Origin of the sequence: Rathayibacter sp. PhB186 (genome assembly GCF_003751825.1) — a bacterium.
In the GTDB taxonomy this organism is placed as follows: Bacteria; Actinomycetota; Actinomycetes; order Actinomycetales; family Microbacteriaceae; genus Rathayibacter; species Rathayibacter festucae.
The window spans coordinates 95,280-115,183 of sequence record NZ_RJKO01000010.1; the positions used below are offsets into that span (position 1 = coordinate 95,280).

Below are 19,904 nucleotides of genomic sequence, written 5' to 3' on the forward strand. Positions count from 1 at the left end.
CCGACTTTCGGGGAGCACGGAACATGGGTATTACCTCCTTGTAATGACCACCAGGGTTCGAAGACGCCGCCAGGGTGCGGGCGCGCCGAGGGAGCGTCGCGGGCTGGCGACGGGGAGAGAGCGAGCGGACCGTCGGGGTTTTACGGCGCTCGGCTGGGGTAGCAGGCCATACCGTACGGACCTGAGCATCTCCTCGTCAACTGATTTACACTTTTAGTGTGAACTGGTTGACGCTCGGGTCCTCGGCGAGAAGAGTGGGACCTGTTCGGCGGGGGTGCCGTTCGACGGATGTCGAGACAGAGCCTCCGACGTGCTCATCCGATCAAGGAGGATCATGAGGAAGTATCTATTCCCCGCCGCGCTCGCTGCGGCCGCGCTGGTCGTGGGCTCGGTGGCGGCAGTGTCGCCGGCGTCCGCCGCCTCACTCACCTCGGCGGACTTCATCAAAGCCAGTGGGAACGTGCTGAAGACCGGCTCCGGGGCCGGAGACACCATCAATCTGCGCGGCACCAACATCGGCGGATGGCTCACCCAGGAGGACTGGATGTCCCCCCTCGGAGAGTTCGCGACCGATCGCACAGGTTGGTCGGTGAGCGCCTCCACAGGAAGTGGCTCCGAGGCGATCGACGGATCGGGGTCCTCCGAATGGACGACCGCCTCGGGCAAGCGCAACCCGGACTGGCTTCTCCTTGATCTGGGCGCGCCCACCCGCTTCAACCGGCTGACTCTCGACTCGAGCTCAGCAAGCCAGTATCCCCACGCGTTGAGGGTCGAGACGTCCTCGGATGCGACCACGTGGCGCAACGTCGCCGAACAGCCCGGCACGAGCGGGCGCACCACCGTCAAGTTCGTTCAGCAGGACGCGCGGTATCTCCGGCTCACGCAGACGGCCTCCGACGGAGCGGTGTGGTCGGTCGGAGAGCTGAATCTCTTCTTCGATGCGGTTCTCGCGAATCGCCCGTTCACGGCGACGGCCAGCTCTGCGAGTTCCTCTGCTCCACGAGGTGTCGACGGCGATCTGGCGACGACCTGGCAGAGCGGCACACCTCAATCACCGGGGCAGAGCTACACCGTCGACTTCGGCCGCACAGTGGAGATGGACCGGGTCTTCCTCGACTCAGGCGCCGCAGCCTCGAACGACTTCCCTCGACAGTGGGAGATGGCCACCTCCGACGACAACGTGAACTTCACCCCGATCGCCAGCGGGTACGGCACCAACCGCATCGTGGAGGCCGACTTCAAGGCATGGAAGTACGGCCGCTACCTCAAGATCACCTCGAACGGGACTGCCGCCCAGTGGTGGACGATCGCCGACCTCTCGATCGCCGCAGGCAGCAACCTCGACCGCAACGGCTGGTCCGTGACCTCCTCCGTCGGCAGTGACATCAAGAACGCAGTCGACGGGAATCCCGCCACGCGATGGAGCACAGGAGTCGCGCAGGCGCCAGGTCAGTCCGTCCGGATCGACCTCGGATCACTGCAGACCCTGAACAACCTCTCGATCGACACGGCGAAGAACACCACCGACGAGGGTGACTGGGCGCGTGGATACCGGCTGGAGCTCTCGCGAGACGGCGCCAACTGGAAGAGCGTCGCAACGGGAATCGGCGATGTGAAGGTGACCACGATCGGATTCCCCGCTCAGGCCACCCGCTACCTCCGCCTCACGCAAACCGGTTCGGCCCTGCAGTGGTGGTCGATCGGCGAACTGACCGCCGGCCTCTACAGCGACGACTACTCCCTGAACAACACCCTGACCTCGCGCTTCGGCACCGTCGGCGCACAGAAGGTGCTCGACGCCCACCAGGATGCCTGGATCACGGAGAGCGACCTCGACGCCATCGCCGCGACCGGTCTGAACTTCATCCGCGTCCCCATGGGCTGGAGCACCTTCCTCAACCTCGACGGCACCTGGAAGGCCGACCCCTGGAAGAAGGTCGACTGGATCACCCAGGAAGCCTCCGAGAGAGGGATGTACGTCCTCCTGGACCTGCACACCGTCCCCGGCGGCGGATGCCCCTGGGGAAGCTGCGGACGCATCGGCCCCGCACCCAACGGCTTCTGGGGCAACGCGACCTACCAGGACTGGGTCGAGGACATCTGGACCGCCATCGCGAACCGCTACCGCGGCAACCCCGCGGTCGCCGGCTACGACCTCATCAACGAGCCACTGATCGACGCCTACGAGGACGCCGACGACCTCAAGAAGAAGAACGACTACTTCGACCGCCTCTACGACGCCGTCCGCGCAGTCGACCCCGGCCACCTGATCGTGCTCGCGGCCTTCCTCGGCATGGACTCCATCGCCGACCCGGAAACCTACGGCTGGACCAACGTGATGTACCAGCTCCACCCCTACGACATGTCCAGCCCGAGAGACTGGAATGCGCAGAACCGGCTGGTCGAGAACGAGCTCGCCGCTGCACCCTCACGCCTCGCCGACCCAGGAGTCCCGCTGCTCAACGGCGAGTACTCCCTGTACTACAACGACGATCTCTGGGCGAAATGGATGGCCGGCATGAACGCGTCGAACATCTCCTGGTCGAACTGGACCTACAAGGTCCGAGGAGCGGCGAAAGACGCCTTCGGCTACTGGGGCATGTACTACGACAACCAGGCCCCCGTCCCGGTCATCAACAGCGACGATCCTGCGACATTCATCGCGAAACTCAAGCAATTCACGACCGACCACTTCACGAAGAACACCGGCTTCGTCCAGACGGTCAAAAAGTACGCCGGCGGCTTGTCCACCTTCTCGCCGGTCGCCATCAGCCACAGCGGCTGGACGGCGACAGCGTCGACATCCGCGAACGGGACGCCGCCCTCGGCAGGCATCGATGGCCTGAACGGCTCGGCCTGGTACAGCGGTCGTTCGCAGAGCGGAGCGGAGTGGTACCGGATCGACATGGGATCCTCCAAGCGGCTCGCCATGGTGACCCTCGAAACCGCCGCTGGGTCACCCGACGACTACCCGCGCAGCTTCACCATCGAGGTATCGACCGACGGGACGAACTGGAGAACGGCCACAAGCGGCGTGGGCTACGGCTACAAGCGCCCCATTTCGATTCCGCCGACGACGGCCCGGTTCATCCGCATCACCCAGACGGGAGCTGCCACCAACTGGTGGAGCATCGACGAGGTGACGGCGTACTCGTCCTACTGAGACACGTAAGAGGGGGTTCTGCGTCCTCCGCGGGGCAGGGCCCTCTCAGCGTGGTACACCAAGCCATCTGGGGGCGAAAAGGTACTGAAGCTATGGCAAAAAGATCCGTAGTCGCCCGGGAGTGTCATTGCTCGCAGCTTCGATTGGTGAGGAACATTAAGCGCTCACCCGCGACACAAGTTGTCGACCACCGAGCATCGCGGACGACATCGCGCTGCTTGTGCGGGGCCGCCATATTCAGCGGCCGAGGAATTGGACGACGCGAGTTGAGGATTCCGCGTAGGACTGGAAGATACTGCCGTGCCTGGAGTCGAGGTAGCAGACGGGCTCGGAGTTGGTGATCCGTCTGCACGAATCGGTGAACAGCACTAAGGGCACTATGCGGTGGTAATCGCCGTCGGCGATCAGCATGGGCAGGGTGAAGACCAGGAGGTCAGTTGAGCCGCCCATAATGATGTTGACGAGGACGATGACGTGCCAGCGTTCGGTGATCAGGTCGATATGCGGGGGTCATTCTTCACAGGCGTCCCTGTAACGTCACGAGGAAGACCACGAGGAGGCCGCTCCTCGGACTGAGCTCTCGGTAGGCGGAAGAGTCGCTGCCTGTTGACGGTGCTGTCCGTTGCTATGGGATTCAGGCTCAGCGTTTCAACTCGGGGTAGAGGGCCTCGACGGGGGCACTCAGGGCGGCCTTGACCGAGGCCGTGATCTCGTCCGCGATCACCTCGTACTCGCCTGCTTCGACAGCGTCGAACACCTGGGCAACGAGGTTGGCGGGGAACATCTTCGGGCCGTTGGCGTGGGCGGCCATGGCGGTGTCGACATAGCCGACATGCACGCCGACGACGAGAGTGCCGTTTGGTTCGAGTTCCAGACGCAACGAGTTCGTCGCCGACCAGAACGCGGCCTTCGAAGCGCTGTAGGCGCCGCCGAAGGCATACCAGCTCGCGACCGAGTGCATGTTGATCAGCACCGACTCTCGATTCCCGGTCAGCACCGGGACGAAGGCTTTCGTAAGCAGCACGGGGGCGAAGAAGTTGATCTCCATCGTGGCCCGGAGGTCATCGACCGAGAGGTCGAGAAGATTCGCCGTCGGCGGCAGCATGCCGGCGTTGTTGATCAGCACGGTGACATCGCGAGCAGCAGCAACCGCCGCGTCTACAGAGCGCGGGTCGGCGACGTCGAGCGCGAGCGGCACGACCCGGTCGTCGTCCCATTTGCGCGGGTTGCGGGCGGTGGCATAGACCTTGGCGGCGCCGCGGGCGAGGGCGCCGGCAACGAACTCGGATCCGATCCCGCCGTTGGCTCCGGTCACCAGAACGACGGCTCCGAGAAGTGAGTGCATGAACTGCTCCTTGACGAGGGATGGGATGTGACGAGGTGGGGACGGACTGGGCGGAAGTGACTGGTTTGATCAGTCGTCCATGGCGATGACGATCTTGCCGCGCAGGCCCCCGCGCTCGAGGGCGGTGAGCGCAGCGGGGGTCTGCGCGAAGGGGAACACGCGGCCGACAACGGGATGCAGCACTCCCGCCTCGACCAGCGCCGCGATTTCGGCAAGTTGGCGGCCGTCGGCGTGCATGAACAGGAAGGTGTACTTCACGCCGAGTCGCCGCGCCTGCCAACGAATGGACGCGCTGAGGCCCCCGATCGCAAGCCGAAGGCCTGGGTTGAGGCCGAGCGCGCGAGCGAACGCCGGGTCTGGGGGTCCGGCGATGCCGATCGCGCGCCCGCCCGGGCGCAGCACCCGCAGCGACTTCTCTAGGTTCTCCCCTCCGATACCGTCGACCACGAGGTCGTAGCCCTGAAGGACCTGCTCGAATCGCTGCGAGCGGTAGTCGATCACCTCGTCGGCACCGAGCTCGCGGAGCCACTCGGCGTTCGAGCCGCTCGCAGTCGTGGCGACGTACGCTCCAAGGCCCTTCGCGAGCTGGATGGCGATTGAACCGAAGCCGCCTGCGCCGCCGTGGATCAGCACACGACTGCCCGCAGTGACGTCACCGCTTTCCACCAGCGCCTGCCATGCGGTGAGAGCGACCAGCGGCAACGATGCGGCGTCGACCATGGATAGCGACGCGGGCTTGAGTGCTACGTCGGCATCGGCGATCGCGATGCGCTCAGCGAAGGTTCCAATGCGAAAATCGGTAGGACGGGCGAAGACCTCGTCACCGACCGCGAACTGGGTGACGGCCGGGCCGATGGATTCGACCACTCCGGCGACGTCGTGGCCGAGAGTCAACGGCAGCTCATAGCGGAGCATCGCCTTGAACTCACCCTCAGCGAGCTTCACGTCGAGGTGGTTCACGCCAGCAGCGTGTACGCGTACCAGCAGATCGTGCTCGCCCAGGATCGGCTCGGGAACATCCGTTTCTGTGACCTCACCCTTGTACCGGGTAATCGTGTAGGCCTTCATCGGGTTCATCTCCTCAGTTTTTATGAGCGTACTCATTTGCGAGTGCGATCGCAAGTGACTGAGGTGGGTCAGCGCTGTAGAATGGACTCCTGATGACCTCCCCCGCCAGCTCAGCTCCCGGCCGCCGCGAACGCAACAAACAGCAGAAGCTCGACCGCATCACCGCGGCCGCCGACGAGCTGTTCAGTCGTCGCGGCGTCGACGACGTGACAACGCAGCAGATCGCCGACGCGGCCGACATCGGCACCGGCACCCTTTTCCTCTACGCCCGCAACAAAGCCGAGCTGCTGCTGCTGGTACAGAACACCCACTACGCCCAAGCGATCGAAGTCGGCGTTCGAGCCTCCGCAGCGGCTTCATGTCCACTCGACGCCGTCATGGCCCTCGTCGAGCCCGTCGTCGAATGCAACCGTAGGCAAATCGAGAACGGTCGTACCTACCTCCGCGAGATCGTCTTCGGCGACGCTGAAGAACCACACCACCGCGTCGGGCTCGAACTCATGCAGCGGGTCGATACCGCCTACGCCGACATCCTTCAGCGGGACGGCCGACTGACAGCAGAAGATGCGGCGCTGCTCGCTCGTACCATCTCGGCCACCGCCTTCGTGAGCCTGGCATCGCCGATGCACGTGCACTCCACCAACCAGGAGATCTGCGACGACATCCGCGAGCAGATGCGAGTCGTCCTTCGCACGTGACTGACAGTGCGGAGGAATTGGTCTCTGCATGACCCTCCACAGCGCCGAGGTAATACAGCTGCGAAGGACGTCGCGGTCGCAGCGGGCCGGAGCCGTGCAGCTACACCCAGGTCTCGGCGCGGTACTCCGCCTTGACTCGGCGCACCGTGCCGGAGCGGCCTCGGAGGATGATGCTCTCCGTCTGGATCAGTGATCCCTTGCTGCGGACGCCACGGAGAAGGCCTCCGTCAGTGACCCCCGTCGCGACGAAATAGGTGTTGTCGCTGCGAACGAGGTCGTTCGCGTGGAGCACCTGGCCGAGGTCGTGTCCTGCGGCGAGGGCTCGCTGGCGTTCCTCGTCGTCCTTGGGCAGGAGGAGGGCCTGGATCACTCCGCCGAGCGCCTTGATCGCGCAGGCGGTGATGATGCCCTCGGGAGTGCCGCCGGTTCCGACGCACATGTCGATCCGGGAGTCGTGGCGGGCGGCGTTGATGCCGCCGGCGACGTCTCCGTCGAGGAGGAGGCGCGTGCTCGCCCCGGCGGCACGGATGTCGTCGATCAGCTGGGCGTGGCGGGGTCTGTCGAGCACGGCGATGCGCATCTCCTCGACGTGCTTGCGCTTGGCGCGAGCGAGCGCCCGGATGTTCTCGCCGATCGGACGGCGGATGTCGACGACTCCCACTCCTTCGGGGCCGGTGACGAGCTTGTCCATGTAGAAGACGGCGGACGGATCGAACATCGATCCGCGGTCGGCGACGGCGATCATCGAGAGCGCGTCCTGCCGTCCGGCTGCGGTCAGGGATGTCCCGTCGATGGGGTCCACGGCGATGTCGCAGGCGGGGCCTGATCCTGATCCGACGATCTCGCCGTTGAAGAGCATCGGCGCGTCGTCCTTCTCGCCCTCGCCGATCACCACGAGGCCGGAGAAGTCGACGGTGCCGAGGAACGCGCGCATCGCGTCGACGGCGGCGCCGTCGGCAGCGTTCTTGTCGCCCTTGCCGATCCAGGGGCTCGAGCGGATCGCTGCCGCTTCGGTCGCTCGCACCAGCTCCATTCCCAGGTTGCGGTCGGGGTGCTGGTAGACGGGGGCGCTGTCGGAGGTCACGTCGTCGGTCCTTTCGAGGTGGCTGAGGTACGAGCGGCGGCCGATCCGAACGCGTCGTTTTGTATCACCAGTCCTCATGGTACTGTCTGTACGTACAGACCGTATGTTGCTGGCAAGCGCATCGGTGACGACGCCGGCGGGACCACCCGCGGCCGGGTGCTCTGCTGCGCAGGCGTCCACTTCCCCCTTCCACGCATTCGTGACCAAAGGATTCGTATGTCAGCGACGACGAGCATCCGCGCTCAAGGACCCGAGCCGCATTCGTTCATCGAGAAGATCGGCCTGCCCAAGCCCCTGGTCTGGGGATTCGTCGGCCTGCTCCTGTTCATGATCGGAGACGGCGTCGAGTCGGGCTACATCGCCCCCTACCTCGCCGACAACGGCGCGGGATCCGAGACCAATGCCGCGGTCATCATCACCGTCTACGGCCTCATGGTCACTCTCGGATCCTGGCTCTCCGGTGCCCTGTCCGACGTCTGGGGACCTCGGCGGGTGATGATCATCGGCCTCGTCCTCTGGGCCGGTCTTCAGGTCGTCTTCCTCGCGGTCGCGCTGCCGTCGGAGAACTTCACGCTGATGCTGATCGTCTACGGACTCCGCGGCATCGCCTATCCGTTCTTCGCCTACGGGTTCCTCGTCTGGGTCCTCGGCGCCAGCCCCGCGCACCGCCTCGGCTCGGCCGTCGGCTGGTTCTACTTCGCGTTCACCGGCGGCCTGCCAACCCTCGGCTCCCTCGTCGCCTCCGGCACCGTTCCTCTTCTCGGCGCCTATGAGACCTTCTGGATCTCGCTCGGCCTCGTCGTCCTCGGTGGACTCGTCTCCCTCGTGGGGCTGCGCAAGGCTCGCGGCGGCGGCCGTCTCGCCGCCCCCGGCGTGAGCACGGGTCGCAGTCTCGTGAACAGCGTCGCGATCGCCTTCACTCAGCCCCGCGTCGGCCTCGGCTGCCTGGTCAGAGTGGTCAACACCGCCCCGCAGTTCGGGCTGTTCGTGTTCTTCCCCACCGTCTTCGCCGTCGACCTCGGTTTCGGCACTGCCGGCTGGCTGCAGCTCGTCTTCATCCTCGGAGCGGCGAACATCTTCGCGAACCTCTTCTTCGGCGTCCTCAGCGACCGGCTCGGATGGCACCGCACGCTGCGCTGGTTCGGCTGCATCGGCTCGGCCGTGAGCGTGCTCGCCTTCTACTTCCTCCCCATGTACGTCAGCGACCAGTACTGGGTCTCCGCCCTGTGCGCAGCACTGTTCGGGATCACCCTCGCCGGATTCACCCCGATCTCCGTCCTGATGTCGCTGATGGCCCCCGGCCAGAAGGGCAACTCGATCGCGGTGCTCAACCTCGGCGCCGGAGCGGCCACGTTCATCGGACCGCTGATCGTCGCGCTGTTCCTGGCACCCCTGGGCGCCGGCGGCGTGACCATCATCTTCGCGGCGCTCTACGTCCTCGCCGGAGTCTCCGTCCGCTGGCTCCGAGTCCCGGAGGAGGCGCAGCGCGTCGTCGCCGAGGGCAGGACCCTCGACGACATCGCCGAGACCAGCACCCCTCCCGCCGGTCGATAGCAGGACCAGGGGCAGGCGGCACTCGCTCCTGCCCGATCACAGGACCGCCGTCGCGGCGGCATCCCACCTCTCGCCGCACCCGGCGCCACATCGTGAAAGGACACCCTCATGCCTCTCGTCAGCGGTATCGACGTCATCAACGAATGCACCTCCCGAGGCCTCGTCGCCGGTGCGTTCAACACCACCAACATCGAGACCACGATGGGGATCGTCGACGCCATCGAGCGCGTGGGCGTTCCCACCTTCATCCAGGTCGCCCCGACCAACGTCGCCCTCTCCGGCTACGAGTACATCTACGACATGGTCAGCCGCCGCCTCGCGACGACCGACGTCCCGGTCGCGCTTCACCTCGACCACGGCAAGGAGCTCTCCGCCGTCGAGGGCGCTCTCGCCGCCGACTTCACCTCGGTCATGATCGACTACTCCGAGTACCCCTACGAGGAGAACGTCGCCGTCTCCGCCCAGGCGCGCGCACTGTGCGCTCCCGAGATCGCTCTCGAGGCGGAGCTGGGCAGCATCGGCGGGAAGGAGGACGACGTCGCACCGGAGCACGCGAGCACGACCGACCCCGACCAGGTGAAGCACTTCATCGACGCCGTCGGCTGCGACATGCTCGCCGTGTCCGTCGGCAACCAGCACGGCTACGTCCCCCACGCGAAGATCGACTTCGACCTGCTCGCTCAGGTCCGCGCCGCCAGCAGCGTCCCCCTCGTCATCCACGGCGGCTCGGGCCTCCCCGACGAGCAGCTCGCGCGGCTGCACGAGTTCGGTGTCGTCAAGGTCAACGTGGCCAGCGACCTCCGCAACGCGATGATCCGCACCTTCGGCGAGGCGTACAACGCCAACAACAGGGAAGCCTCCCTCATCCGGGTGTCCACGAACGCCGTCACCGCCATCTCGGACGTCGTCGAGCGCCGCATCCGCACCCTCAACCCCTCCGTCGCGTAACGAGGTACCGAAGTGCTTCCCACGATCACGGTCGACGTCGGAACGACGAGCGTCAAGCTGTGCCTGTTCGACGCCGCGGGTGTGCTGATCGCCTCCGCGCGACACAGCACACCCACGACGAAGGACACGTGGGGAGAGATCTACGACGTCGAGGCCCTGCAGGGCATCGTCTGCGCCTTCATCAGCGAACTCGATCCCTCCAACCGGGCGAGCGTCGCCCGCATCGCGATCACCGGGGTGGGGGAGTCCGGGGGGCTCGTCCTCCCGGACTGCTCCCTCGCCTCACCGATGATCCTCTGGCACGACCACCGCGGCGCCGACCGCCTCAGCAGGCTCACCGATTCCGACCGGACCCTCGTCTACCGGGCGACAGGTCTGCCGGTCAACGCGAACTACGGCCTGTCCAAGGTCGCGTGGGCGGTGGAGGAGGCGGGCGAGAACGCCTCGACCGCTCACTGGCTCAACGTCGCCGAGTTCCTCGCCGCGACTCTGACCGGGCAGCGCTGGTCGGAGTACTCCCTCGCCAGCCGCACCATGGCCCTCGACCTGACGGAGAAGACGTGGTCGCCGGAGATCGCGGCGCTGCTGGACCTCGACGTGGACGTGTTCCCGGAACTGCGCACCGCTGCCCACGGCTCGCCCCTGACCGCTCGCGCCGCTCGGGACCTCGATCTTGCGGAGAGCGTCGTCGTGCACGTCGCCGGCCACGACCACATGGTCGGGGCGATCGGGGCCGACCTGCGCGAGAACGAGCTGCTGAACTCCACCGGCACCACCGAAGGACTGCTCTTCCACCGGAGCGTCCCCGATCTCGACGACGCGGCTGCGCTCGCCAAGCTCGCCAACGGCATCTCCTGCACGGGTGCCGAGTACACCCTCTTCGCCTCCATCCCCACGGGAGGCTCCGCGTTCGCGACGCTGCAGTCGATGCTCGCGATCGACGCCGCCGACCTGACGGCAGGCATCGACGCCGCCCACCGCCGCTACCTCGCCGGCGACGTGGACCTCGACAGGATCCCCCTCGTCCTCCCTCGGTTCCGGGGGAGCCCCCCGCCCACCAAGGACGCGGCCGCGCGCGGGATCATCGCCGGCCTCCGCACCGATACGACTCGCGACGAACTCGTCCTCGGCTGCTTCCTCGGGATGGTCCGGCAGTTCCAGGACGTCCTCTCCCTCTTCCCGCTGCGACCCGAGCGCATCAAGGTCATCGGCCCGGCCGGCCGCAACCCGCTCTGGCTCCAGCTCAAGGCCGACCTGCTCGACACGACCCTCAGCGTCTCGCAGTTCCCCGAGGTCGTCTCCCTCGGCGCCCAAGCGCTGGCCTCCGGGACCACCGCCCGGTGGGAGGACTGCGACCCCCGGGACGTGCTCCCCGACTCCCCTCGGCACGACCTGCTCGCCCAGTGGTGCGAGCGGACTGCCCCCCAGTGGGAGCACCTCAAGGGAACCCCCGCATGAGCCCGCGCACGCTTGCGCGCTGTGCACTCCGTTCGACGACCCAGAAGCGAGGCGACGATGCTGATCGCGGGAATTGACTCCTCCACGCAGGCCTGCAAGGTCACGGTGCGCGATCTCGCGACCGGGATGCGCGTGCGTGAGGGGAAGGCCTCTCATCCGCCGCAGACCCTCGTCCACCCCGACGCCTGGTGGACCGCGCTTCTGACCGCGGTGCGTCGCGCAGGAGGGCTGGACGACGTCCTCGCGATCTCGGTCAGCGGCCAGCAGCACACCCCGGTCTTCCTGGACTCGACCGGAGCGGTCGTCTGCGAGTCACCGCTGTGGAACGACACCGGCTCGCACGCCCAGATGGTCACCCTCAACGCCGAAGTCGGCCGAGACGAGTGGATCCGGCGCACCGGCCTGCCGATCACGCTCTCCGACACCGTCGTCAAGCTGCGGTGGCTGCGAGACACGGATCCCGACGCCGTTCGCCGCACCGCGGCCGTGGCGATCGTGCACGACTGGCTGACCTGGCGCCTCCGCGGCTTCGGCGCCGGAACCGGCGGGCTCGATGCGCTGGTCACCGACCGCTCCGAAGCGAGCGGGACGGCGTACTGGTCCGGAGCCACGAACGAGTACGACATGGGGCTCTTCGAGCACGCGTTCGGGAAGACCGCGCTGCTGCCCGAGGTCCTGCACCCCCTCGCCACCGCCGGCGTCACCGGTCCCGGCATTCCCGGTATCCCCGCCGGACTGCCCATCGGCGTCGGCAGCGGCGACAACGCTGCCGCCGCCCTCGCTCTCGGACTGGACGACGGCGACGCCGTCCTCTCCCTGGGCACCTCCGGCGTCGTCTACACCCGCTCCGCCGTGCCCGTCCACGACTACGCCGGCTACGTCTGCAACTACGCCGACGCGACCGGCGAGCACCTCCCGCTCGTCGCCACGCTCAACGCAGCCAGGAACTTCGAACTCGCAGGAGGACTGCTGGGCTGCACGTACACCGAGCTCTCCGATCTCGCTCTGGAAGCGGAACCCGGCGCGGGAGGGCTCACTCTCTTGCCGTACTTCGAAGGCGAGCGCACACCGGACCTCCCTCACGCCCGAGGGTCTTTGCACCAGGCGTCACTGACCAATCTCACCCGGCCCAACTTCGCTCGAGCGGTCATCGAGGGGACACTCGCCAGCCAGGTCGAGATGCTCGATGCCCTGCGCGACTGCGGCATCCGGCCCCAGCGCCTCCTGCTCATCGGAGGCGCCGCACAGAGCCCGGCCGTGCAGCAGATCCTCACCCAGATGGTCGACGTTCCCGTCGTCGTGCCGGACCTCGACGAGTACGTCACCAAGGGCGCCGCGATGCAGGCCGTCGCAGCGCTGTCCGGCTCCTTCCCGACCTGGGCTGCCGTCTCGGCGGAGCTCGCTCCCTCCGTTCTGCATCCGCGGATCGTCGAGCAGCACAACGCGGCGAAAGCCGCCCTCGGCTACGACGACACCGCTCCCGCTGCCAGCCTGACCGGAGGCGTGCCGCGGTGACGTCCCCGCTCTCGTCGCCGCGACGACCGGCATGACGTCTGGAACGAGCGCGCCGGTTCCGGGTCCTCGCCGCGGAGGCCCTGTCGCGCGCTCCGGGCAGGGAGCGGGAAGAATGGGGACAGGAGAAGGGGAGGTGGCGCCTGTGCGCAGCACGGGGCGGACAGCCGTGGCCTGCGGTGTCGACATCGGCAGCACCAACATCAAGATTGTCGCGATGGACGCGGACGGTCATGTCGTGGCACGCGCGAGCCGTCCCACTCCGCGCGGTGCCCGGACGCCGTCCATCGATGCCGGGGCCCTCTTCCGGTCGATCGAGCAGATGATCGTCGCCCTCTGCGCGGAGACGCTCGAGGTGCACGCGATCTGTGCCGCGGGAGTGGGGGAGGACGGTGTCCTCGTCGACTCGGCACTGGCTCCCCTGACCGAGGCGCTGGCCTGGTTCGACCCTCGCCGGCAGAGCATCTTCCGCTCGCTGCGACCGCGTCTTCACGCCGATGACACGTTCGATGCCGAGACCGACCCCGTCCGAACGCTCGTCGGGTGGAGATGGGCGCGGGCACAACCGTCGGGCGGCGACGCCGCGCACTGGATCGCCCTCGCCGATTACGCCGGCGTCGTCTGGAGCGGTCGACCGTACCTCAGCGACACCCTGGCCTCCCGGACTGCGGCGTGGCGCTCACGGGACAGGGCCTGGGCGAGCGATCGAGTCGATCTGACACTCGGATCAGCGGATCTGCTGCCGGTCGTCGTCCGCACCGGCGACGTCGTCGGGGATCTGCGGTCCCCGCTGCTGCGCGACTCCGGGGCGCTCGCTCCCGATGCGATCGTGGTCGCCGGCGGCCACGATCACCCCATCGGAGGATGGGGCGTGGATCAGATCGCCCCCGGTGCCGTGCTCGACTCGATGGGGACGGCGGAGGTCGTCGTGATCCAGTCGCCCCGGAAGGGCGCGAAGCGCCACGACTACGTCGACGTCGCGCCGGGGATCCGCTCCGCCGGCACGACGCTCCTCCGGGTCGAGGAGCTCGCCCGGAACGTCGCGTGGGCCTCTCAGGATCCTGCGGTCGCCGCCCAGATCCACGCGATCCTCACCGACGAGCTCCGCCCGCTCGCCGTCCTGGACTCGGGGTACTTCGTTCCTGGACGACGAGGGGGAGGGCGGCCGTCCTATTCGCTCGACGCTCCTCGCGACCCACGCGCTCGCGCTTCGGCCGTGCTCGGTGCCCTCGCCCTCGCTGGACGGGACGCCGTCGACGCCGTCCGCAAGGACGCCTCCGAGCCGACGGAGGTCCGACTGGCCGGAGGGTGGGTCCACTCTCCGGGCTGGGTGAGGATCAAGACCGACGTCAACGGGTACAGCACGACACCGGTCTACGAGCCGGAGGTCACCGCCGTCGCCGCGGCTCTACTGGGTGCACACGCGCGGGGATGGACCCCGAATCCGTCGATCGTCTTCGGCGGGTCGGCCGTCCGGTTCTGACCGGTCCGGGCGGCCGGCTCGTCAGCTCGCGGAGACCATCACCTCGAGCGGGACGACGTCCGTGAGGACCCAGGTCTCGTAGTAGTCGAACCGGAACTCGTTCTGATCCCACGACCAGGAGCGGACCCGCAGCACGGGGTCGTCGGCGCCGATCCGCAGATGCGAGGCCACGTGCTGCGGGGCCCTCATCGAACGGATGACCCGGTGCGCGCCGCTGGTCGTGAACCCCGCCCGGCGCAGAGTGCTGTCGACGGAGCCGGTGCCGTCGAGGACGTCGTCCGCGCTCGAGATCGTCCGGGCCACCTCGTCCGGGAACCAGTTCGTGCTGAACATCGCGAGAGTGCCGTCCAGGGAGCGCACCCGCTCGAGCGCGAAGACCGGAGTGCCGGCGTCGATCTGCAGCGCCTCGGCGGCGTGCTCCGGCGGGACCAGGAAGCGTGCGTCCACCACCTCGGTCGTGATCCCGGTGCGGCCGTGACGCAGCTGCGAATCGAGGAACCCCTGAGTGTCCTGCACGGTCCACCCCGAGGTCTTCTCCGGCGCGGCCGCGAAGACCCCTCTCCGCGCAACCCTCCGCGCGAAGCCCTCGTTCTCCAGCTTCGTCAGGGTCTGGCGGACGGTCGCGCGCGACAGCCCGAACTCCCGGCCCAGCTCGAGCTCGCTCGGCAAGCGCTCGTCGGTCGGGATCTCACCGGCGGTGATGCGTCGTTTCAGGATGCTGAACAGCTGCTCGTAGTAGGGCACCGGCGATGCGCGCTCGATGATCTGCGCCATCACGTTCTCCAATCGGCGTCGACGGCCCGCTGAACGCGGTCCTCGGACAGTAACGCACGGACAGTCTCAACATGCCATACAAAAGGCTTTTCCTGTCTGCACGAGGAGGCGCGGGAGCTGTTTCCGCGTCCCTCGCGGAACAGATGGCGTCGGACTGTTGACGCTGTGAATGTACTGACCGTATGATTCGTTCCGTTCGGCCAGTACGTCCTGTACGTACCAACTCCTGAAGCACCGTCGCTCATCTGGAAGGTTCAATGATGCACACCCGACCACAGCACCGGAGGGCAGCGTTCCGATTCCTCGGAATCGCCGCCGCCGGCTCCCTCCTCGCCGGAGGACTCGCCGCCTGCTCCACCGACAACGCGGGCACCAGCGCCGACGGTGACGTGACGATCAACGTCGCCCTGGCCGCCAACCCGCAGATGAAGACCGCGGAGTCGCTCATCAGCGACTTCGAGGAGAAGAACCCGGGCATCACGGTGAAGTTCACCACGCTGCCCGAGAACGACCTCCGCCCCACTGTCACCAAGGACGTGGCCACGAAGGCCGGGCAGTTCGACGTCGCCATGATCGGCTCCTACGAGGTCCCCATCTGGGCTCAGAACGGTTGGATCGTTCCGCTCGACGACTACGCGAGCGAGGACGCGGCCTGGAACGAGGCCGACCTCACCGCGCCGATCAAGGACATCGTCTCCGACGACGGCACCCTGTACGCCGCACCGTTCTACGGCTCGTCCTCCTTCCTGTTCTACCGCAAGGACCTCGCCGAGAAGGCCGGCGTCACCATTCCCGAGAAGCCCACGTGGGACGAGGTCGCCGCTGCGGCGGCCGCGATGGACGACGACGCGGCCGGTGTCTCCGGCATCTGCCTGCGCGGGCTCGCGGGCTGGGGCCAGAACCTCGCCTCGCTCACCACCGTGATCAACACCTACGGCGGCAGCTGGTTCAACGAGGACTGGGAGCCCCAGCTCACTTCTCCCGAGACCAAGGAAGCTGTGCAGTTCTACGTCGACCTGCTCCGTGAGCACGGCCAGCCCGACGCCGCCAAGGACGGCTGGGAAGGCTGCCTGCAGCAGATGAGCCAGGGCACCACCGCCATGTGGTACGACGACACCGTCTTCGCAGGGTCCGTCCTCGACCAGGCCACGCCCGAGGTCGAGCCGAACATCGGCTTCGCGATGGCACCCACCGGACCCTCCGGTCTCGCCTCCGGCTGGCTCTGGTCCTGGGGCCTCGGCGTCACCTCGAGCAGCAAGAACCCCGACGCGGCCTGGAAGTTCATCTCCTGGGTGACCAGCGAGGACTACATCGAGCTCGCGGGAGAGAAGGCCGGCTGGGACTCGATCCCGCCCGGATCCCGCACCTCGACGTACGAGATCCCCGAGTACACCGAGGCCGCCTCGCGCTACGCGGACCTCACTCTCGCCTCCATCGAGGCCGCGAACCCCAACCAGCCCACGGTCGACCCGGTTCCGTACACGGGAGTGCAGTACGTGCAGATCCCCGAGTTCGTGGACATCGGCGACTTCGTCTCGCAGCAGGTCGCCGGTGCGATCAGCGGCTCCCAGACGGTCGACGAAGCCCTGCAGAAGAGCCAGGACTACGCCACCGAAGCCGTGACCTCCGCCGGCTACCTCAAGTAGCACACCCCTGCTCCGCCCGCGGGTCCTCTCACCGGACCCGCGGGCGGGGCCCTCCTGATCGGACCCTCATGGCCTCCACCACGATCTCTCCCGCCCCGCCCGTCGTCCGTCCGCCCACCGTCTCCCGACGCGAGCGCTGGAATCTGCGCGGACCGCTGCTGCCGGCGCTGATCTTCACTCTCGTCATCACCCAGATCCCCTTCGTGATGACCCTGATCTACAGCTTCCAGGACTGGAACCTGCTCGGCGGCCGCCCTGCCACCTTCAATGCCGGCGCCAACTTCCTCTCCACCTTCAAGGACGAGATCTTCTGGAAGTCGATCGGCAACACCACCCTGATGACCGGCATCTCCACGATCGCCTGCATCGTCTTCGGCCTGCTCCTGGCCCTCCTGCTCAACCACTCCTTCCCCGGCCGCGGCCTGGCCCGCACCCTCGCCATCACGCCCTTCTTCGTCATGCCCGTGGCCGTCACCCTCTTCTGGCGCTCCGCGATGTTCGACCCCGGCTTCGGCCTGTTCGGCTGGATCTCCCGCAGCCTCGGCCTCCCCCCGATTTCCTGGCTCAGCGAGTACCCGCTCGCCGCGCTGATCATCCTGCTCACCTGGCGCTTCACCCCCTTCGCGCTGCTGATCCTCATCGCCGGACTCCAGTCCGCGCCTCAGGAGCAGCTCGAGGCGGCCCGAGTGGACGGCGCAGGACCCCTGCGCCAGTTCTCGGCGATCCTCGTCCCGCACCTGCGGCCCTACATCGAGCTCACCGCGCTCCTGCTGGCCATGAACCTCATCCAGACGTTCGGCGAGATCGCACTGCTGACCGCCGGCGGCCCCGCCTACGCGACCACCAACATCACGTACTACATCTATCTGAAGGGGTTCAACTCCTTCGACTTCGGAGCGGCGTCCGCCTTCGGCGTCGTCACGCTCGTCCTCACCATCGCGCTCATCCTGCCCGCACTGCGCCTGCTGTCCGGCATCTTCCAGAAGGAGGGGCGACGATGACCGCCACCCTGATCACCCCGCCCAGCACCGTCACCGAGACCGAGCGGAAGCCCCGGCCCCGCAGCGCGATCCGCGTGCACCGCACACCGTCCAAGCGCATCGCGAGCGCGCTCATCGGACTCGGCGGCTGGATCGGCAGCCTGATCCTCTTCCTCCCCATCGCCTACATGGTGCTGAAGAGCTTTCAGACGGAGCCCGACGCGGCCGCCGCGGTTCCCAAGCTGATCTTCACCCCGACGATGGAGAACTACGCGGGCGTCTTCGAAGCGGGATTCTGGCCGTACGCGATCAACTCCCTCGTCGTCGTCGGCGTCTCCACACTGCTCGTCATCGTCCTCGCGGTCCCCGCCGCCTACGCGCTCTCCGTGCGCCCCGTGGAGAAGTCGCAGGACGTCCTCTTCTTCTTCATCTCCACCAAGATGATGCCCATCGCGGCAGCGATCATCCCCGTCTACGTCGTCGCGACGGCGCTGGGCGTCCTCAACACACTCGGACTGCTCATCGTGATGCACCTCGGGATGAACCTTCCGCTGGGCATCTGGATGATCCGGTCCTTCATGCAGGAGCTCCCCGGCGAGATCATGGAGGCCGCCGCCGTCGACGGCGCCTCCCGCTGGAGGGCGCTGCGCTCGATCATCCTGCCGCTCTGCCGACCCGGCATCGTCTCCACCGCGCTCCTGTGCGCCGTGTTCTCGTGGAACGAGTACTTCTTCGCCCTGAACCTCACGAACTCGAACTCGACCCTTCCGCTGTTCCTGCAGAAGTTCTTGAGTTTCGGAGAGCTCTACACCGCCCACGTCGCCGCAGTCGCGACCCTCGTCAGCATCCCCGTCGTCATCGCCGGATGGATCGCCCAGAAGTCCCTCGTCCGCGGCCTCCTCTTCGGCGCGGTCAAGTAGATCCGGCGGAGGGGGGCGCTCGACCCCTCCGCCCGCGCATCAGGTCTCGTGATCCGGTGCGTCTGGACAGTACGTACAAGAAGAAGTAGAGTCGCCTCTGGCACTCACCACTCGCCTGATCCGGGCGGCGCGGCGAGTCCTCAGGGCCGAGGATTCTCTTCAGCCACGACCGATGAAAGGTATTCACATGCGCGCAGTGGTTCTCGACGGCAAGGGCTCGATCGACGTCACGGAGCTGCCCGACCCGGTAGCCGGCTCCGGTGAGGTCGTCATCGCCCCCGAGGTCGTCGGTATCTGCGGAACCGACATCCACCTCGCCTCCGGCGACTATCCGACCGGCACCTTCCCGGTCGTTCCGGGACACGAGTTCGCAGGGACCATCGTCCAGGTCGGACCCGACGTCGACGGCTTCTCCGTCGGCGATCGCGTCTGCGTCGACCCCAACGTCGCCTGCGGCCACTGCGACCAGTGCGTCGCCGGTGCCACCAACCTGTGCCGCAACCTCGTTCCCATCGGCGTCACCTCCAACGGCGCCGTCGCCGAACTCGTCAGCGTCCCCGTCGGAGTCGTCTTCGCCCTTCCCGAGGGCATCGACTGGACCACCGGCGCCCTGATCGAGCCCCTCGCCTGCGTCCTGCACGCCCTGGACCGGGTCGACTCCGTCTCCGGACAGCGCGTCCTCATCTACGGCGCCGGCTCGATCGGCCTGCTCGCCGCCGCCCTCGTCCGCGCCCGCGGAGCATCCACCATCGATGTCGTCGAGCCCAGCCCGGTCCGGCGCCAGGCCGCCCTGGAGTTCGGCGTCGATGCCGTCTTCGCGCCGGGCGAGCGGGCGACCGAGCGCGACATCGACCTCGTCATCGAAGCCAGCGGACATCCCACCGCCGTCTCGGACGCTCTCGTGCGCCTCGCCGAGCGGGGCACGCTTCTGCAGATGGGCGTCGTCAGCCCGACCGCCTCCATCGACCTCTTCCCCTACGACCTCTTCGACCGAGAACTGAAGATCATCGGATCGCAGTCCCTCGCGACCTCTTACCCGGCGGCGGTCGAGGACATCACGTCCCTCCCCGAGCTCGCCGAGCGCATGGTGACTCACACCTTCGGCCTCGCCGAGTACGCGGAAGCGCTCGCGGCCGCCAGCTCGGAGTCCGCGCGGAAGGTCCACATCTTCCCCCAGCGCTGACGAAAGCCTGCGTCGTCAGCGCGCGGGACACCCGCGAGAAAGGAACGGCCCGAGTCCTCACGAGGGCCGTTCCACTCACCAATTCACG

Annotated in this window: 15 protein-coding genes; 11 read left to right on the forward strand and 4 right to left on the reverse strand. The window is 67.3% G+C overall.

What is annotated here, in order from left to right:
• The first annotated feature begins 334 nt into the window (after positions 1-334).
• Positions 335-3,163 (forward strand): discoidin domain-containing protein, encoded by a 2,829-nt coding sequence (locus EDF45_RS19100; RefSeq protein WP_123737530.1) that lies wholly within the window; start codon positions 335-337, stop codon positions 3,161-3,163.
• A 640-nt stretch (positions 3,164-3,803) separates the two neighbouring features.
• On the opposite strand, the gene EDF45_RS19110 is transcribed toward EDF45_RS19100, so the two are convergent.
• Together EDF45_RS19110 and EDF45_RS19115 are read right to left on the reverse strand one after the other, a co-directional pair.
• Complete coding sequence (locus EDF45_RS19110; protein ID WP_123737528.1) at positions 3,804-4,508, reverse strand: SDR family oxidoreductase; 705 nt, start codon at positions 4,506-4,508, stop codon at positions 3,804-3,806.
• 69 nt (positions 4,509-4,577) lie between these two features.
• Positions 4,578-5,576, reverse strand: a complete 999-nt coding sequence (locus tag EDF45_RS19115; RefSeq protein ID WP_123734179.1) for an NADP-dependent oxidoreductase — start codon at positions 5,574-5,576, stop codon at positions 4,578-4,580.
• 92 nt (positions 5,577-5,668) lie between these two features.
• Here EDF45_RS19115 and EDF45_RS19120 point away from each other — a divergent pair, with 92 nt between their 5' ends.
• Complete coding sequence (locus EDF45_RS19120) at positions 5,669-6,274, forward strand: TetR/AcrR family transcriptional regulator (RefSeq protein WP_123734180.1); 606 nt, start codon at positions 5,669-5,671, stop codon at positions 6,272-6,274.
• 100 nt (positions 6,275-6,374) lie between these two features.
• Here the strand turns inward: EDF45_RS19120 and glpX are convergent, their stop codons facing one another.
• Complete coding sequence (glpX, locus tag EDF45_RS19125) at positions 6,375-7,307, reverse strand: class II fructose-bisphosphatase (protein WP_185020289.1); 933 nt, start codon at positions 7,305-7,307, stop codon at positions 6,375-6,377.
• A 267-nt stretch (positions 7,308-7,574) separates the two neighbouring features.
• Here glpX and EDF45_RS19130 point away from each other — a divergent pair, with 267 nt between their 5' ends.
• The 5 genes from EDF45_RS19130 to EDF45_RS19150 all read left to right on the forward strand — a co-directional run bounded on the left by EDF45_RS19130 (position 7,575) and on the right by EDF45_RS19150 (position 14,313).
• Complete coding sequence (locus EDF45_RS19130; RefSeq protein ID WP_123734182.1) at positions 7,575-8,912, forward strand: MFS transporter; 1,338 nt, start codon at positions 7,575-7,577, stop codon at positions 8,910-8,912.
• Positions 8,913-9,020: 108 nt separating this feature from the next.
• A complete protein-coding gene (locus tag EDF45_RS19135) occupies positions 9,021-9,860 on the forward strand; it encodes a class II fructose-bisphosphate aldolase (RefSeq protein WP_123737526.1) in 840 nt (279 codons plus the stop codon).
• A gap of 12 nt (positions 9,861-9,872) precedes the next feature.
• Positions 9,873-11,318 (forward strand): L-fuculokinase, encoded by a 1,446-nt coding sequence (locus EDF45_RS19140; protein ID WP_123737525.1) that lies wholly within the window; start codon positions 9,873-9,875, stop codon positions 11,316-11,318.
• 57 nt (positions 11,319-11,375) lie between these two features.
• The gene (locus EDF45_RS19145; protein WP_123737524.1) at positions 11,376-12,833 is read left to right on the forward strand and encodes an FGGY family carbohydrate kinase; all 1,458 of its coding nucleotides are present in this window, start codon (positions 11,376-11,378) and stop codon (positions 12,831-12,833) included.
• A 133-nt stretch (positions 12,834-12,966) separates the two neighbouring features.
• Entirely contained in the window at positions 12,967-14,313 is a 1,347-nt protein-coding gene (locus tag EDF45_RS19150; protein WP_185020281.1) for an L-fuculokinase, read from the forward strand.
• Between the two features lie 21 nt (positions 14,314-14,334).
• Here EDF45_RS19150 and EDF45_RS19155 read toward each other — a convergent pair whose 3' ends face one another.
• Positions 14,335-15,087 (reverse strand): GntR family transcriptional regulator, encoded by a 753-nt coding sequence (locus EDF45_RS19155; protein ID WP_123737522.1) that lies wholly within the window; start codon positions 15,085-15,087, stop codon positions 14,335-14,337.
• A 260-nt stretch (positions 15,088-15,347) separates the two neighbouring features.
• Here EDF45_RS19155 and EDF45_RS19160 point away from each other — a divergent pair, with 260 nt between their 5' ends.
• From EDF45_RS19160 to EDF45_RS19175, 4 genes are all read left to right on the forward strand, one after another.
• Entirely contained in the window at positions 15,348-16,733 is a 1,386-nt protein-coding gene (locus EDF45_RS19160) for a sugar ABC transporter substrate-binding protein (RefSeq protein WP_123734232.1), read from the forward strand.
• Positions 16,734-16,801: 68 nt separating this feature from the next.
• Positions 16,802-17,734, forward strand: a complete 933-nt coding sequence (locus tag EDF45_RS19165; RefSeq protein WP_123734188.1) for a carbohydrate ABC transporter permease — start codon at positions 16,802-16,804, stop codon at positions 17,732-17,734.
• Positions 17,731-18,633 (forward strand): carbohydrate ABC transporter permease, encoded by a 903-nt coding sequence (locus EDF45_RS19170; protein WP_123737521.1) that lies wholly within the window; start codon positions 17,731-17,733, stop codon positions 18,631-18,633. The genes EDF45_RS19165 and EDF45_RS19170 overlap by 4 nt, the downstream gene beginning before the upstream one ends.
• 187 nt (positions 18,634-18,820) lie before the next feature.
• Entirely contained in the window at positions 18,821-19,816 is a 996-nt protein-coding gene (locus EDF45_RS19175) for an alcohol dehydrogenase catalytic domain-containing protein (protein WP_185020282.1), read from the forward strand.
• Positions 19,817-19,904: the final 88 nt, after the last annotated feature.